The following is a 16,565-nucleotide window of genomic DNA, read 5'->3' on the forward strand; positions in this document are numbered from 1 at the left end:
TCCCATGCAGGTACTGGAAACAACAATAAGCCCCCAGTCCGACGAGTTCCGGGCCAATGTGGAGGCCATGGAAGCGCACATCACCACCTTCCGGGACGTGGAGCAGAAGGTGCTGGACCTGGCGGAATCGGCCCGGGAGAAGTTCACCAAGCGGTGCAAGCTGCTGCCACGGGATCGCATCAACCGGCTGCTGGATCGTGGAAGTGAGTTTCTGGAGCTGTGCTCCCTCGCCGGTTACAAGATGCACGATGACAAAGACGGCTCCATGGCCGGTGGCGGGATTATTGCCGGTATCGGCCAGGTAGCGGGTGTTCGTTGCCTGGTGGTTGCCAGCAACAGCGCCATCAAGGGTGGCACCATTACCCCCGCAGGTCTGGATAAGACCCTGCGCCTTCAGCAAATTGCCATGGAGAATAAGCTACCGGTGGTGTCGCTGTCGGAATCCGGCGGTGCCAACCTGAACTACGCCACCGATATCTTCGTGCTTGGCGCCCGAGGCTTTGCCAATCAGGCTCGTATGTCCGCTGCGGGCATTCCACAAGTGACGGTGGTGCATGGCAACGCCACCGCCGGTGGGGCCTATCAGCCGGGCCTGTCGGATTATGTGATTACTGTGCGTGAGCAGGCCAAGATGTTCCTGGCCGGCCCACCGTTGCTGAAGGCCGCCACCGGCGAAGTCGCCACCGATGAAGAACTCGGCGGCGCAGAAATGCATGCCACCGTGGCCGGCACTGCTGAATATCTGGCCGAAGACGACGCCGATGGCATCCGCCAGGCACGGGAAATCCTCGGTGCCCTGCCCTGGAACGAAAACCTGCCGCTGCGTCAGGAGCCCCAATGGGATGAACCTCTCTATCCGGCAGAGGAACTGCTGGGCGTGATTCCTTCCGATGCGAAGAAGCCTTACGACGTGCGGGAAATCCTTGCCCGGATCGCTGATGGCTCCCGCTTCCTGGATTTCAAGAACGACTACGACAACCAGACCGTGTGCGGCACCATCCGCATTCAGGGCCACAGCGTGGGCATCATTGGCAACAACGGCCCGATCACACCGGCCGGCTCTACCAAGGCTGCGCAGTTTATCCAGCTATGCGACCAGGCCGGCACGCCGATCCTGTTTCTGCATAACACCACCGGTTTTATGGTGGGCACGCATTCCGAGCAGAACGGCATCATCAAACACGGGTCCAAGATGATTCAGGCCGTGGCCAACTGCCGGGTTCCAAAGCTCGCCGTGGTTGTCGGCGGTTCCTACGGCGCCGGCAACTACGCCATGTGCGGCCGGGGCCTGGACCCGAGATTCATCTTCGCCTGGCCCAACAGCCGTACCGCCGTCATGGGCCCGGCCCAGGCCGGCAAGGTGATGCGCATCGTGGCGGAAGACAAGCAACGCAAAAGCGGCATAGAACCAGACGAGAAAACCCTGGCGTTCCTTGAACAGGCCACCGCCAAGAAACTCGAAGACGGCTCCACCGCCCTGTTCGGTACCGCACGGCTGTGGGACGACGGTTTGATCGATCCACGGGATACCCGGCGCGTGCTGGCCATGGCTCTGTCTGTTTGCCGCGAAGCCGAACAAAGACAACTACGACCCAACGTATACGGCGTCGCCCGTTTCTGATTTCCACACTGATTTACTGGGAGAACAACAATGAAATTCACAGCCGAACACGAAGCCCTTAGAAAAACCGTCCGCGATTTCGTGGAAAAGGAAATCAACCCACACTGCGACGAATGGGAAGAAGCCGGCGAGTTTCCGATTCACGACCTGTTCAAGAAGCTCGGCAACCTGGGCCTGCTGGGCATCCAGAAGCCGGAAGAATACGGCGGCATGGGCCTGGACTACAGCTACAACCTGGTGGCGGCTGAGGAACTGGGCATGGCCAAATGTGGCGGAGTGCCCCTGGCCGTGGGCGTGCAGACCGACATGTGCACACCTGCCATCGCCCGCTTCGGTTCAGACGAACTGAAACGGGATTTCCTGGCCCCGGCCATCGCCGGCGACATGGTGGGCTGTATTGGCGTGAGTGAAGTAGGCGCAGGTTCCGACGTGGCGGGCCTGAAGACCACGGCCAAGAAAGACGGCGATGACTACGTCATCAACGGCTCCAAGATGTGGATTACCAACTCCCCGAAAGCGGATTTTATGTGCCTGCTGGCCAACACCAGCGACGACAAGCCCCACAAGAATAAAACCCTGATGATCGTGCCCATGAACACGCCGGGCATCAGTTTCAGCCCGCACCTGAACAAGCTGGGTATGCGGTCGTCTGAAACGGCCCAGGTGTTCTTCGACGACGTGCGGGTTCCCCAGCGCAATCGCATCGGTGCCGAGGGCACGGGTTTTATGATGCAGATGTTGCAGTTCCAGGAGGAGCGTTTGTGGGGCGCGGCCAATGTCATCAAGGCTCTTGAGAATTGCGTTACCCAAACCATTGAGTACTGCCGGGAGCGCAAGACGTTTGGTCAGCCGCTGATCGATAACCAGTACATCCACTTCCGCCTGGCGGAGTTGCAGACCGAAATCGAAGCCCTGCGAGCGCTGACGTACCAGGCCTGTGAGCTGAACGTTGAAGGCAAGGATGTCACCAAGCTGGCGTCCATGGCCAAGCTGAAAGCGGGTCGTTTAGGCCGCGAAGTGACGGACGCTTGTCTGCAGTTCTGGGGCGGCAACGGCTACATGTGGGACAACCCCCTGTCACGGGCTTACCGCGATGTGCGGTTGGTCTCCATAGGCGGCGGTGCCGACGAAATCATGCTGGGCATTATCTGCAAGCTGATGGGCACCTTGCCTGGCAAGAAACGCGACTAACGTTTGGAGTTTGGAGTCAGGCCTCGCGGTCAGGTAGGGCTTTCCGGGACACGCTGTGAATACATCCATGTACGCTTGACTGCAGCATCCCTGCTGCAGACAGTCCCGGAAAGCCCTACCTGCCCCCAAGGCCCCGAACATTGCCATTAGTACCCGATGCCGGCCTGAAACGGAGCCTGATATGGAACAGCAATTACCACAGTGTGAAACCCTGATTCTCGAAAAACAGGGCCCGACACTATTCGTCACCATCAACCGCCCGGACGTCCGCAACGCCATGAGCCTCCACATGGTCGCGGAGCTTTCAACCGTGTTCAGCGAAGTCGAACACGACCAAACCATCCGGGCCGTCGTCATCCGAGGCGCCGGTGGACACTTCTGCGCCGGCGGCGACATCAAAGACATGGCCGGCGCCCGGGGCCAGAAAGCCGGCGAAGGCCGCGACGACCCGTTCTACAAACTCAACCGCGCCTTCGGCCAGATGATCCAGCAGGTCAACGAATCCGCCAAAGTCGTCATCGCCATCACCGAAGGCGCCGTGATGGGCGGCGGCTTCGGCCTGGCCTGCGTCTCTGACCTCGCCATCGCCGGCATGACGGCCAAGTTCGGCATGCCGGAAACCACCCTCGGCGTCATCCCGGCCCAGATCGCCCCGTTCGTAGTAGAACGCATCGGCCTGACCCAGGCCCGACGACTGGCCTTGCTGGGTTTGAGAATCGACGCAACGGAAGCCTGCGCGCTCGGCATCGTTCACCAGGTTGCGGAATCCGAAGAACAGCTGAGCGACATGCTGAACCAGGCATTGGAACGCATTCGCCTGTGCGCCCCGAATGCCACGGCAGAAACCAAAGCTTTACTGCACCGGGTCGGTCACGAACCCATGGCAGGCTTGCTGGATGACGCCGCTGAGAAATTTGCCGCCGCCATTCGAGGCGCCGAAGGCACAGAAGGCACCATGGCGTTCATGCAAAAGCGTGAGCCCAAGTGGGCAGATAGCTAAGAAGCACAACAACAAACATTGAGACTGTTCAATCGTAGTTGAGCAGGCAACACCCAAGGTCGCGGGAGCGCCATTGGCGGGGTGGGCCTCCGGAAAATCTCGGAGGCCATGGATGGCCGGAGCGAAGCGCACAAGGATGTGCTCGTAGCGTTTTTCCGGAGGCCCACCCCGCCAATGGTGCGGACAGGCTCCATCAGTAAGCGGTCTCCGCAGATAAGGTAGGAAACGGACATGTTAAAAAAACTGTTAATCGCTAACCGTGGCGAAATCGCCGTCAGGGTCATCCGCACAGCCAAGGCGTTGGGCTACCGAACCGTTGCCGTCTACTCCGAAGCCGACGCCAACGCCCTGCACGTTGAACAAGCCGACGAAGCCGTCTGTATAGGCCCGGCACAAGTGTCCGCCTCCTACCTGAACGCCGACGCCATCCTCGATGCCGCAAAGAAAACCGGCGCCGACTGCATCCACCCCGGCTACGGCTTTCTCTCCGAAAACGCCAGCTTCGCCAAAGCCATCAAACAGGCCGACCTCACCTTCGTAGGCCCGCCCGAAAACGCCATCGAACTCATGGGCAGCAAACGCCGCTCAAAAATCGCCATTCAGGAAGCCGGCGTACCGGTGGTTCCTGGATATGAAGGCCCTGGCAAAGGTAACGGGGCCAGCGACGACGAACTCATCACCGCCGCCAAAGACATCGGCTACCCCCTCATGCTCAAAGCCTCCGCCGGCGGTGGCGGCCGGGGCATGCGCCTGGTCGAGAGCGAGAGCGAGTTGGCCGACAACATCAAACGGGCCCGCTCAGAAGCCAAGCAAGCCTTCGGCGACGACGAGCTGATCATCGAAAAAGCCGTTATCGAACCCCGCCACGTGGAAATCCAGGTCTTTGCCGATCGCCACGGCAACGCCGTGTACCTGGGCGAACGGGACTGCTCCGTACAGCGCCGGCACCAGAAAGTCGTCGAAGAAGCACCCTCGCCCTTCGTCACCCCTGAGCTGCGCAAAGCCATGGGCGAAGCGGCCGTCAAAGCCGCCCTGGCCTGCGGTTACGAAGGCGCCGGCACCGTGGAATTCCTGGTCGACAAAGACCGCAACTTTTACTTCCTGGAAATGAACACCCGCCTGCAGGTGGAACACCCGGTCACCGAACTGATCACTGGTCAGGACCTGGTCGCCTGGCAGCTGATGGTCGCCGAAGGCCGCCCGCTGCCGCTGGCGCAGGATGAGATTGAACTCAACGGCCACGCCATCGAAGTGCGCCTGTACGCCGAAGACCCGGCCAGCGGCTTTACCCCGCAAACCGGCACCTTGCATCAATTTACCCCGGCCGAAGGTGACGGCTTGCGCTACGACACCGGCGTGCGCTCCGGCGATGTGGTCAGCCCCCACTACGACCCCATGCTGGCGAAAGTCATTGCCTGGGGCCAGAACCGGGACGAAGCTCGCCGCCGGCTGATCCGAGCCCTGGAAGATACCGCCGTATTTGGTGTGACCACCAACCGGCACTTCCTCAGTCGCATTATTGCCGACGACACCTTCGGTGCCGGTGAAGCCACTACCGCCTTCCTGCAACAGGCGTTCAAGAATGATCCATCCCTGGCGCCCCAGCGGCTCACCATCCGTGAACTGGCCCTGAGCGCCTGCGTTCTCAGCCTGAGCGGCAAAGGTCAGGAAGGCTGGAGCAATGCCCCGGCCACGGTCATGCCCATGAAGCTGGAAACTCAGGATGACAGCCTGGAACTGCTGGTCCGCCACAGCGGCCACAAACTGCTGGTGGCCCACGGAGAAGAACACTATGAACTGCAACTGCAAAGCCAGAAACCCGGCCTGCTATGCATTATCGACAATGGGGTTCGTCAGCGGTGCCAATACTACCGGAGCGGAGATTCCCTATATTTGCAGGCATTCGGGCGCTCCTGGTCAGTTCGGGACATCACCCACCAGCCGGCACAGGGTGCCCAAGGCGCTGGCAGTGGCAAGGTACAGGCCAGCATGGATGGCGGCATCATTGATGTTTTGGTGGCCGAAGGGGATCAGGTTGAACAGGGCCAGACTCTGGTGATTCTGGAGGCCATGAAAATGGAGCACCCGGTGAAGGCCGATCGCAGCGGCACCGTCGGCCAATTGCTCGCCCGGCAGGGTGATCAGGTTAAACGGGGCCAACTGCTGGTTCAGGTAGAAGCAAACGAGGAGGCCGACGCATGAGCCGACTCCATCAACGCACCGTGTTCATCACCGGCGGAAGCCGGGGCATCGGCCGCGCCATCGCCCTGGCCTGCGCCCGGGAAGGGGCCAATGTGGTGATTGGCGCCAAGACCGATACACCGCATGCCAAGTTACCGGGCACCATCCACACCGTGGCGGAGGAAATCCGCAACGCTGGCGGCCAGGCGCTGCCGCTGGTGTTGGACGTGCGGGATGAACGGCAGGTAAGGCAACGGATGGAAGAAGCCGCCGATCATTTCGGCGGCATCGACGCACTGGTGAACAACGCCGGCGCCATCCGCCTGACCGGTGTGGAAAACCTGAAGGTAAGCCGCTACGACCTGATGCACCAGGTCAATGCCCGGGCGGTGTTCACTTGCAGCCAGGCTGCCCTGCCTTGGCTGAAGGAATCCGGTGGCCACATTCTGAGCCTGTCGCCACCACTGAACCTGAACACCCGGTGGTTTGCCCAGTACGGGCCTTACACCACCACAAAATATGGGATGACCATGCTCAGCATGGGTATGGCTGAGGAGTTCCGCCGCTACGGCATTGCCGTGAACTGCCTGTGGCCAAAAACGCTGATCGCCACGGCGGCCATCGAGTACGAAGTGGGCGGGCCGCAACTCATGGCCCAGGGCCGCAAACCGGAGATCATGGCGGATGCGGCGGTCAGCATTCTCTCCCGCACCGCAGATGAACTGACGGGGCAGGCGCTGATTGATGAAGAGGTGCTTCGTCAGGATGGCATAGAGGATTTTGAACACTACCGGTACGCCCAGGGCGACAAACCGCTACTGCCGGATCTGTTCCTGGATTAGCCGCGGGGCTCTGAGTGTTGCTCCGTGGTTCAAAACTCATAAAGACAATGACGACTGAAACGGAAGCAACATGAGCCAAGACATCGTAACCGCGCGCGACATCCTACGCAGCCTGCCAACGGTACTGAAAAAATTCCCCTATGTGGCCAAGGGGCTCTATTACTACCGGTTGAAGGACGACAACAAAGACCTGACGCTGGGCCGACTGGTTGAACGCAACGCCGACAAATACCCGAATCGCCCGGCCATTCTGTTCGATGATCGCACCATCACCTGGTCAGAGCTCGACGCCTGGAGCAACCGGGTTGCCCATTACCTGAAGGACCAGGGGCTGGTGAAGGGCGACGCCATTGCTGTTCTGCTGGATAACCGCCCGGAACTGCTGGCCACCGTGGTTGGCGCCGCCAAGGTCGGCGTGGCTTGCGCCATGCTGAATACCTCACAGAAGGGCAAGGTCCTGGCCCACAGCATCAACCTGATCCAGCCTCGTATGCTAGTGGTGGGCGCTGAGCTGGTTGACCACGCCGAGGGTGTGCGCGACGACATCCCGCTACGCCATACCAAGCCCCTGCAGTACCTGGCCGATGCCAATACCCTCAATACATTTGGCGAAGCACCGCAGGGCTACACCAATATGGCACTCGAAGTCAGCCAGCGATCATCCACCCGCCCCATGCTCACGAACAACGTCACCATGGGCGATACCGCCGTTTATCTGTACACCTCCGGCACCACTGGCTTGCCGAAGGCCGCCCCTGGATCACACCGCAAGTTTATCCGGGCCTATGGCGGCTTTGGCATGCTGTCCCTCGCCATGGAACCGGAAGACGTTCTCTACTGCACCCTGCCCCTGTATCACGGCACCGCGCTGCTGGTGTGCTGGGGCTCGGTACTGGCCGGCGGCTCCGCCATCGCCCTGCGCCGAAAGTTCTCCGCCAGCGCGTTCTGGGACGACGTCCGGAAATACAACGCCACCACCTTCGGCTACGTCGGCGAACTCTGCCGCTACCTGCTGAATCAGCCCCCCAGCGCACAGGACCGCAACCACGGCCTGGCCAAGATGATCGGCAACGGCCTGCGCCCGTCGATCTGGACCGAGTTCAAGGAGCGTTTCGGCATCGACAAAGTGGCGGAGCTTTACGCCTCGTCTGAGGGCAACATCGGCTTCAGCAACTTCTTCAACATGGACAACACCGTGGGCTTCTCCACAGCCCCTTACAAGCTGGTGAAGTACCACGAGGGCACCCGCGACCCGATCCGAAATAGCAAAGGTCGCCTGGAAGAAGTAAAAAAAGGCCAGCCGGGTTTGTTGATCGGCGAGATCAACAAGAAGTGGGCGTTCGAGGGCTATACACAGAAAGACGCCACGGAAAAATCGATCCTTCGCGATGCCTTCAAAAAAGGCGATGCCTGGTTCAACACCGGCGATGTGCTGAAGGAAATCGGCTGCCGACACCTGCAGTTTGTCGACCGCATGGGCGATACCTTCCGCTGGAAAGGGGAGAACGTTTCCACCACCGAAGTGGAAAACATCATCGACGGCTCCGGCATGGTTCAGGAGGCGATTGTCTACGGCGTGGAGATTCCGAACACCAATGGCAAAGCCGGCATGGTGACGCTGGTGCCGCAGAATCCGGAGGCGTCTTTTGATGCGGACAGGCTGTTCGCCTATCTTCAGGACAATTTGCCACCGTATGCGATACCGGTTTTCGTGCGGGTAACCCACGCCATCGAGAAGACGGGCACGTTCAAGTACCGGAAGGTGGATATTCAGAAGCTTGGCTACTCTCTGTCCAGCCCCCATGAGGAGGTTTACGCGTGGCTTCCGGGCTTATCCTCGTACACGCAGCTTACGCCGGAGTTGGTGGCCGATATCGATGCTGGTGGTGTTCGGTTCTGACTTTTGGTGGTGGGGGCTAGTTCGGCCCTAGCCTGCCGGGTTTCGGGGGTGGTGAGAGTGGGGACTCCCTCCCAAAAAACGCTACGAGCACATCCATGTGCGCTTCGCTCCGGCCATCCATGGCCTCCGAGATTTTTGGGAGGGAGTCCCCACTCTCACCCTCGAATTTCGGGACAATAGTCAGCAAAAACAGGACTCACCAGCGTCATTATTCAGATGACTATTCCTCGATGCTCGAACGCCGGGTTGGGGACGTCTTCCAAAAAATCTTGAGGGCCAGGGATGGCCCGAACGAAGCGCACATGGATGTGCTCGTAGCGTTTTTTTGGAAGACGTCCCCAACCCGGCGCACACCTGAACCAGAAGGCTAGGAAACCAGCTCAGACCAAGGTTCAGGAACCAACCCGAAGAACAATCTTACCCGTGGCACGGCGACCGGTCAGGGCACCCAGAGCCTCGGCGTACTGGTCGAATTTGAATACCTCGCTGACCTTCGGGTCGATTTTGCCCTCGCTGTACAACTGCAACAGCTCCATCATGTTCTTCGCACTGGCCTCCGGCTCTCGCTGGGTGAAGCTGCCCCAGAACACCCCGACCACCGAACAGCCCTTCAGCAACGTCAGGTTCGCCGGTACCTTCGGAATGTCGCCTGCGGCGAAACCGATGATCAGATGGCGACCGTTCCAGGCCATGGAGCGCAGGGCCTGTTCGGTGAAGTCGCCGCCGACCGGGTCGTAGATCACGTCCACACCCTTGCCTTTGGTGAGCTTCTTAACCGCTTCTTTCAGGGATTCTTCAGAATAGTTAATCAGCTCATCAGCGCCGGCGGCCTTGGCCACCTCCAGCTTTTCGGCTGTGCTGGCCGCCGCGATTACCTTCGCGCCCATGGCCTTGCCTAGCTCAACGGTTGCCAGACCAACGCCACCGCTGGCGCCGAGCACCAGCAAGGTCTCGCCAGGCTGAATGTTAGCCCGCTGTTTCAGCGCGTAATAGGAGGTGCCATACACCATCATGAAACCGGCCGCCTGCTCGTAAGGCATGCCATCTGGAAGGGGCAACAGGTTGGATTCGGGGGCAACGACCTCCTCAGCAAACGCACCCCAACCTGTGAGGGCGGCCACCCGGTCGCCTGGCTTGAAACGGGTGACTTTCTCGCCCACTTCGATCACTTCACCCGCCAGCTCGCCGCCCGGTGAGAATGGCATGGGTGGCTGCAACTGGTACTTGCCCTCAATGATCAGGGTATCCGGGAAATTGAGGCCCGCGGCCTTCACCCGGATTTTCACGCCCCGGCCCTTGGCTTCCGGGCTTGGGATGTCTTCAATAACCAGGTTTTTGGCAGGTCCGTATTCTTTACACAGAATGGCTTTCATGATCTCTCCTGATGCTGTCGGGCCGATCAGCGTGACTGCAGTGTTCGGGCTCAAGCGGCGTTTTGTTCAGCTTTTTTATTGAATCGCATCAAGCTAAACGCAGTTGCATCATGAAGCAAATCAAGATCGCTTATCATTTCGCATAAACCACGCTGATTCAGCCTTACAACAGGGTCGCGCTGACCGCCAGCGCCACGACCAGGCCCACCGCAGCAACAACCAACCCGGCTTTAAGGCCTGGAGACAGGGTTTGTGGGGCGGGTGACGTACTGCGGACCGGCTCGTCGTAGTTGACCAGCTTCTGGTCCTGACTGGAGCGGCGGATCAGGTCAATCATTTCTTCACACTGGGTGCTGTCAAAAGCCGATGGGTTGAACTCTGGCAAGTGGTGCTTCTGAAGAAATGCCTGAACATCTGCAGACGCCGGCACGTACTTCATCGACCAGTTTGTGAACGACCGCTCGGCCACGGGCTCCTCGATCAACGTCCGGACATTACGATGCCTTGGGTCCTGAAGAATTCTCTGGTATGTATCACGAACGGCTTCCTCTTCGCCCTCCAGATATTGGAAAAAACGGTTGTCACCGTAATACAGCCCGCCTACAAGCCCTACTTTTCCGTTGTTGCGACGAGACACAAGCAGAATACGGGCAACGTGGGGTTCCACCCCTTTCTCCAGAGGTTTGGCTTCAAAGGTCGCTTCACTGGCGTAGGCAAGACGAATCAGCGGCATTTATGGTGTACTCCGGATCAATGAAAACAGGGATCGCTGAACATACGCCCTGCCAGGGGCTGGCAGATCACTCCCCGGGTAATTCTGCATCCTGTCTCTGTTCTTCATCCTGGCCCGGCACAATGGCGTGCCGTCAGGTGAATTCGAGCCCGTTTTCAGCTATCCTTCGCGCTCCCGTTTGATCGCCTTTGCTTACGTACACTTTCTGCCCCAGAGCCGGCCATGTTCGACATCATCTATACACTTGAAATGATTGGGGTTGTGGCATTTGCCATTTCCGGCATGATTGTCGCGCGTTCGAAGAACATGGACCCGGTGGGCATTTTTGCCATCGGTTTTATTACTGCGCTGGGTGGTGGCACGTTGCGAGATCTGATCATGGATAACCACCCGCTGTACTGGATCAAGCACCAGGAACAGCCCATCCTGATTCTCGCCATGGCGATTGTGTTCAGTTACTGGAGCCGGGCGCACAGCCTCAAGGAATCCCGTATCGTTTTCCCGGATGCCATTGGCCTCGGCATTTTCTCGATTCTCGGCGCCCAGTTGGCGCTGGACCTGGGCCATTCCTGGTTTATCGCGTCCATGCTCGGGGTAATGACGGGCTGCTTCGGCGGCGCACTGCGCGACACTCTGTGCAACGAAGTCCCCTTCATCTTTCGTAAGGATCAGATCTACGCCTCCATCGCGTTCGCCGGCTGCTGGCTGTACTTTGTGTGCCAGTGGTATCTGGAAAGCGAGTCCATCGCCCTGACCATCGGCCTGTTGTTCATAGTAACCGTACGCATGCTGGCCGTTCGTTTCGATATCCGGCTGCAGCGAGATCACAGCACGGGCTGAACGGTCAATCATTCCTTGGCCTTGGCCTGAGCCCCGTGAGCCGGTAAGATTGCCGTTTTTTCACCCAGTTCACGATTTCCGCACGTAAACAGAGTTTCAAACCCCAACCCAGGCATCCCGAGAGGCAGACCCCCGTCATGCTTGAACGACTGTTTCAACTCCAGGCCCACGGCACCAATGTTCGTAAAGAAGTGGTAGCGGGCATTACCACCTTCCTGACCATGGCTTACATCATCGTGGTCAACCCCAGCCTACTGTCCTCCACCGGCATGGACTTCGGTGCGGTATTTGTTGCGACCTGCCTGGCAGCAGTGATCGGCACCCTGATTATGGGCCTGTGGGCCAACTACCCCATCGCTCTGGCCCCGGGCATGGGCCTGAACGCGTTCTTTTCGTTCACCGTGGTAGGCAGCATGGGGTACACCTGGCAGGTGGCCCTGGGCGCGGTATTTCTCTCCGGTTTTCTGTTCTTCCTGCTGAGCATCTTCAAGGTGCGGGAGTGGATCATCAATTCCATTCCCATGTCTTTGCGGTTTGGCATTTCTGCCGGCATTGGCTTCTTCCTGGCCCTGATTGCCCTGAAAAACGCAGGCATTGTGGTTGATCACCCCGCTACGCTGGTCAGTCTGGGTGACGTCATGGTGCCAGAGGCCCTGCTTTTCTTCGGTGGTTTTGTGCTGATCTGTGCGCTGTCTTTCCGTCAGATCACCGGTTCTGTGATGATCGGCATTATCGCCATTACCGTGATCGCGATGATGCTGGGTATGGTGGAATACCAGGGGCTTGTGTCCGCCCCACCAAGCATTGCCCCCACCTTCATGCAACTGGACCTGGCCGGCGCCCTGAACGTAGGCATGATCAGCGTGGTGTTTGCCTTCCTGTTTGTGGACCTGTTCGATACTTCCGGCACCCTGGTGGGCGCTGCCCAAAAAGGCGGCCTGCTGGATAAAGACGGCAAACTGCCGCGCCTGGGCCGGGCCCTGATGTCGGATTCGGTAGCAACCATGGCGGGCTCTGCCCTGGGCACCTCCACCACCACCAGTTATGTGGAATCCACCGCCGGTATCGCGGCAGGTGGCCGCACCGGCCTGACCGCCGTCGTGGTCGCCCTGCTGTTCCTGGCCTGCCTGCTGTTCTCACCCATTGCCAGCGTTATCCCGCCTTACGCAACGGCCCCGGCGTTGCTTTACGTTGCCTGTCTGATGGCCAGCGGTCTGAAACTGGTGGACTGGGACGACATCACCGACATCGCACCGGCCATCGTCACCGCCTTGATGATGCCGCTGACGTTTTCTATCGCCCATGGTATTGCCCTCGGCTTTATCACCTACGTGGCAGTCAAGGCCCTGGCCGGCAAATGGTCTGACCTGAACTGGAGTGTCACCACCATCGCCGTTGTCTTCGTTCTGAAATTCATGTTCCTGGATCTGGCGTAAGCCGGGTCCACACAGGTGAGTTATGGATTATTTTTCCGAGAGTATAAAGAAAGCCATCCGCACCGTGCCGGACTGGCCAAAGCCCGGGGTTTCCTTCCGGGATATCACCACGGTTCTGCAAGACAAGACCGCGTTCCGCAAGCTGATTGACGCCTTTGTGCACCGCTACCATGGCCAGCAAATCGACGCCGTGGCCGCGGTGGATGCCCGCGGTTTTATCATCGGCTCGGCCCTGGCCTATGAGCTCAACGCCTCACTGGTACTGGTGCGCAAGAAGGGTAAACTGCCTTTTGATACCTTGGTGGAAGACTACGAGCTGGAATACGGCACGGCGTCGGTGGAGCTGCACAAGGACGCCTTCAAGCCGGGCGATAAAGTGGTGCTGGTAGACGACCTGATTGCCACCGGCGGCACCATGCTGGCCGCAACCCGACTGATTCGGCGCATTGGCGCGGAAATCGTGGAAGTAGCCGCCATGATCGACCTGCCGGACCTGGGCGGTTCGCGCAAGCTGCAGGAAGACGGCCTGCAGGTTTATACTGTGTGTTCGTTCGAGGGAGAATAACCACCGTTAAAGGAGGCGACCATGCCCGATTATCAACATCACTGGAAAGATGGCACACCGGTTCATCTACCCCTGGGCAAAATCGTGTGCATTGGTCGCAACTACGCTGAGCACGCGCGGGAACTGAATAACCCGGTGCCCGACGAGCCGTTGCTGTTCATCAAACCGTCAACGGCAGCGGTACATATTACCCGCCCTCTGGACTTCCCCCGCAACCAGGGCGAAGTCCACTTTGAAACCGAACTGGCCGTGCTCATCGGCCGGCCGCTCACCAACGCTTCTGCCAGCGAAGCCGAGGGTGCCATTCTGGGCTACGGCCTGGCGCTGGACCTGACGCTGCGGGATGTACAAAGCAAGCTCAAGGAGAAAGGCCAGCCCTGGGAGCGGGCAAAGGCCTTTGACGGCGCCTGCCCGCTCTCCCCGTTTGTGGCTGCCGACAAGCTTCCCAAAGGCAACATCCGTTTCACTCTGGACATCAACGGACAACGCCAACAGACCGGCGACACCCGTGATATGCTGAACCCCATTGTGCCGCTGATCGCCCACATGAGCAGCCAGTTCACCCTGCAGCCCGGGGACGTGGTGCTGACCGGAACTCCGAAAGGCGTCGGGCCACTGGTCTCCGGCCAGACCCTGTCGCTGGAACTGGAAGATGTGCTGTTTGTGGAGACAACAGTGGTCTGATTTGCCCGCCTGAACGCATATTCAGGCGAACCACGCGTTTCAGGGGAAACAGACAGGACCATGGCGAAGAAACCAGTTACGTCCCGTACAGGACGCTTCTTCAAACTCGCAGGCATGACCGCCTCCGTGGCGGGCCAGTACGCCGGCCAAAGGGCCCGGCGCATGTTCCGCACCGTCGACGACGAAGGCGCTCGCAGCGAAAGCTACACCCGCATGGCCGGCGAGATTGCCGACACCTTGGGTGAACTCAAGGGTGCGGTGATGAAGGTGGGGCAAATTGCGTCCCAGACCCAGGACTTCCTGCCCAAAGAGTTTTCCCAGGCTCTGGAAAAGCTCCAGAAAGAAGCCCCACCCATGCCTTTCGATGTGATTCTCGCGCAGGTCGAGAGCGAGCTGGGCAAACCGGTGGGTGAACTGTTCGAGTACCTGCAGGAAGCCCCCTACGCATCCGCCTCCATAGGCCAGGTACATCGTGCTCGGCTGCACGACGGCACCGATGTGATTGTCAAGGTGCAGTACCCCGGCGTTGACGAATCCTGCGACTCCGACCTGAAACAGCTACGCCTGGCCCTGAAGCTGGGCGGCCTGCTGAAAATGCCCAAGGAGACCGTAGACCAGCTGTTCGGCGAAATCCGCCTGCGCCTGAAAGAAGAACTGGACTACGAAAACGAAGCCCGCAATCTCAAACTCTTTCACGAATTCCACAAAGACCAGTCCTGGGTGGTTATTCCGGAGGTGGTCGACAGCCACTCCACCCGGCGGGTACTGACCCTGGAACTGGTGGAAGGCGACCATGTCAGCCAGGTGACCCCGGAACGCTACAGCCAGGAAACCCTCAACGACATCGGCCACCGCATCTTCACCATCATGGCCGACCAACTGTTCCGCTTCCAGTGCATCCACGGCGATCCCCACGCTGGGAACTTCGCCTACCGGCCGGATGGCACCATCATCATGTATGACTTTGGCTGCGTGAAGAAACTGAAGCCGGAGATTGTAGAGGCGTACCGTAAGGCTCTGATCGCGGCTCTGGACGAGGACTACCAGGCACTCGACGAGTACCTGATTGATTTGGGCGCCCGCGTGGACAACCAGCCGGCGGTCGATGAGGCTTATTACGCCATGTGGCGGGACATTCTGATCATCCCGTTCCTGAATGATGAACCCTATGACTTTGCCGAGGCAGACATCCACAAGCATGTGGCGGCAAAAACCAGCACGGTGTTTAAGTACCTGGATTACTTCAAACCGCCGGTGGAAAGTATCTTTATTGACCGGATGATTGCCGGACACTACTGGATGCTGAAGCGGCTGGGCGTCCAGGCAGCCTTCAGAAGTGAATTAGAGAAATACCTGCGAAGTTGAGGCAAGAGTCCTGTCGGGGAGGGCCTTCCAAAACTGTGCGGAGCCATGGATGGCGGAGCCCAAGCGCCACAGGGATGTGCCGAAGGAGCGTGTTTTGGAAGGCCCTCCCCGACAGGACTCCATTCTCCAAAATCAGAGAAAGCTCGAAACCCACTCCCTCAGGCCATCGCTGGCACCTTTCCGGATCACTCTGGCACGTGAAACCGAGGCTGGTTCTCCCGGATCAATCACGGTGATGGGCACATCGATGTCCACTTCGTAGACCAGCCCAGCGGCCGGGTATACCTGTAGTGACGTTCCCACAATCAGTAACTGGTCTGCAGTGCGAACCACTTCTGCGGCTGCATCCAGCATCGGCACTTCCTCACCGAACCAGACAATGTGCGGCCGGAGCTGGGTACCCAGATCACAGGTGTCGCCGGGCTTGATGTCGTTGTACCCGATATCGTAGATCAGCTCAGGGTTAACCGAGCTGCGGGCCTTGGTGAGTTCACCGTGAAGGTGGATCACGTTGGAGGAGCCGCCCCGCTCATGCAGGTCATCCACGTTCTGGGTGACTACGGTAACCCGGTAGCGGTTTTCCAGCTCGGCCAACAGGCGGTGAGCAGGATTGGGCTGTACCGATTCCAGCTGGTGCCGGCGTTAATTGTAGAACCGCAGCACCAGCTCCTGATTGCGGGCAAAGGCCTCCGGCGTGGCCACATCGTACACGCTGTGTTGCTCCCACAGGCCGCCGCTGTCGCGGAAGGTGGAGAGACCGCTTTCGGCGCTGATACCAGCGCCGGTGAGCACGACAATGTGTTCCTGCACTCGCCGAAAACCTCGCCTTCAACG

The 16,565-nt window shown here is 59.3% G+C and carries 13 protein-coding genes and 1 pseudogene; 11 read left to right on the plus strand and 3 right to left on the minus strand.

What is annotated here, in order from left to right:
- Positions 1–4 precede the first annotated feature (4 nt).
- From FIV08_RS13725 to FIV08_RS13750, 6 genes are all read left to right on the plus strand, one after another.
- Positions 5–1,621: an acyl-CoA carboxylase subunit beta gene (locus FIV08_RS13725; protein WP_152438727.1), complete on the plus strand. Its 1,617-nt coding sequence runs from the start codon at positions 5–7 to the stop codon at positions 1,619–1,621.
- Between the two features lie 30 nt (positions 1,622–1,651).
- A complete protein-coding gene (gene atuD, locus FIV08_RS13730; RefSeq protein ID WP_152438728.1) occupies positions 1,652–2,812 on the plus strand; it encodes a citronellyl-CoA dehydrogenase in 1,161 nt (386 codons plus the stop codon).
- A 181-nt stretch (positions 2,813–2,993) separates the two neighbouring features.
- Complete coding sequence (locus FIV08_RS13735) at positions 2,994–3,812, plus strand: enoyl-CoA hydratase/isomerase family protein (protein WP_152438729.1); 819 nt, start codon at positions 2,994–2,996, stop codon at positions 3,810–3,812.
- Positions 3,813–4,043: 231 nt separating this feature from the next.
- Complete coding sequence (locus FIV08_RS13740; protein WP_152438730.1) at positions 4,044–6,014, plus strand: acetyl/propionyl/methylcrotonyl-CoA carboxylase subunit alpha; 1,971 nt, start codon at positions 4,044–4,046, stop codon at positions 6,012–6,014.
- On the plus strand, positions 6,011–6,835 hold the full coding sequence (locus FIV08_RS13745) for an SDR family oxidoreductase (protein ID WP_106694967.1): 825 nt from the start codon (positions 6,011–6,013) through the stop codon (positions 6,833–6,835). The genes FIV08_RS13740 and FIV08_RS13745 overlap by 4 nt, the downstream gene beginning before the upstream one ends.
- 70 nt (positions 6,836–6,905) lie before the next feature.
- The gene (locus tag FIV08_RS13750) at positions 6,906–8,735 is read left to right on the plus strand and encodes a long-chain-acyl-CoA synthetase (protein WP_152438731.1); all 1,830 of its coding nucleotides are present in this window, start codon (positions 6,906–6,908) and stop codon (positions 8,733–8,735) included.
- A 392-nt stretch (positions 8,736–9,127) separates the two neighbouring features.
- Here FIV08_RS13750 and FIV08_RS13755 read toward each other — a convergent pair whose 3' ends face one another.
- Together FIV08_RS13755 and FIV08_RS13760 are read right to left on the minus strand one after the other, a co-directional pair.
- The gene (locus FIV08_RS13755) at positions 9,128–10,108 is read right to left on the minus strand and encodes an NADPH:quinone oxidoreductase family protein (protein ID WP_152438732.1); all 981 of its coding nucleotides are present in this window, start codon (positions 10,106–10,108) and stop codon (positions 9,128–9,130) included.
- A gap of 163 nt (positions 10,109–10,271) precedes the next feature.
- Positions 10,272–10,841 (minus strand): BLUF domain-containing protein, encoded by a 570-nt coding sequence (locus FIV08_RS13760; RefSeq protein WP_072676650.1) that lies wholly within the window; start codon positions 10,839–10,841, stop codon positions 10,272–10,274.
- A gap of 222 nt (positions 10,842–11,063) precedes the next feature.
- On the opposite strand from FIV08_RS13760, the gene FIV08_RS13765 reads away from it, so the two are divergent.
- The 5 genes from FIV08_RS13765 to FIV08_RS13785 all read left to right on the plus strand — a co-directional run bounded on the left by FIV08_RS13765 (position 11,064) and on the right by FIV08_RS13785 (position 15,731).
- Positions 11,064–11,681 carry a trimeric intracellular cation channel family protein gene (locus FIV08_RS13765; protein WP_138437148.1) on the plus strand — a complete coding sequence of 206 codons (618 nt, stop codon included), beginning with the start codon at positions 11,064–11,066 and terminating at the stop codon, positions 11,679–11,681.
- Between the two features lie 137 nt (positions 11,682–11,818).
- Entirely contained in the window at positions 11,819–13,117 is a 1,299-nt protein-coding gene (locus tag FIV08_RS13770; RefSeq protein WP_061331616.1) for an NCS2 family permease, read from the plus strand.
- A gap of 22 nt (positions 13,118–13,139) precedes the next feature.
- Positions 13,140–13,682: an adenine phosphoribosyltransferase gene (locus tag FIV08_RS13775; RefSeq protein WP_152438733.1), complete on the plus strand. Its 543-nt coding sequence runs from the start codon at positions 13,140–13,142 to the stop codon at positions 13,680–13,682.
- A gap of 21 nt (positions 13,683–13,703) precedes the next feature.
- The gene (locus FIV08_RS13780) at positions 13,704–14,366 is read left to right on the plus strand and encodes a fumarylacetoacetate hydrolase family protein (RefSeq protein ID WP_072676648.1); all 663 of its coding nucleotides are present in this window, start codon (positions 13,704–13,706) and stop codon (positions 14,364–14,366) included.
- Positions 14,367–14,426: 60 nt separating this feature from the next.
- Positions 14,427–15,731, plus strand: coding sequence for an ABC1 kinase family protein (locus tag FIV08_RS13785; protein WP_152438734.1), 1,305 nt, complete (start codon positions 14,427–14,429; stop codon positions 15,729–15,731).
- A gap of 132 nt (positions 15,732–15,863) precedes the next feature.
- Here the strand turns inward: FIV08_RS13785 and FIV08_RS13790 are convergent.
- Positions 15,864–16,541 (minus strand): annotated as a pseudogene (locus FIV08_RS13790) (SIR2 family NAD-dependent protein deacylase).
- Positions 16,542–16,565: the final 24 nt, after the last annotated feature.

The sequence above is a fragment of the Marinobacter sp. THAF197a genome, assembly GCF_009363275.1.
Classification (GTDB): Bacteria; Pseudomonadota; Gammaproteobacteria; order Pseudomonadales; family Oleiphilaceae; genus Marinobacter.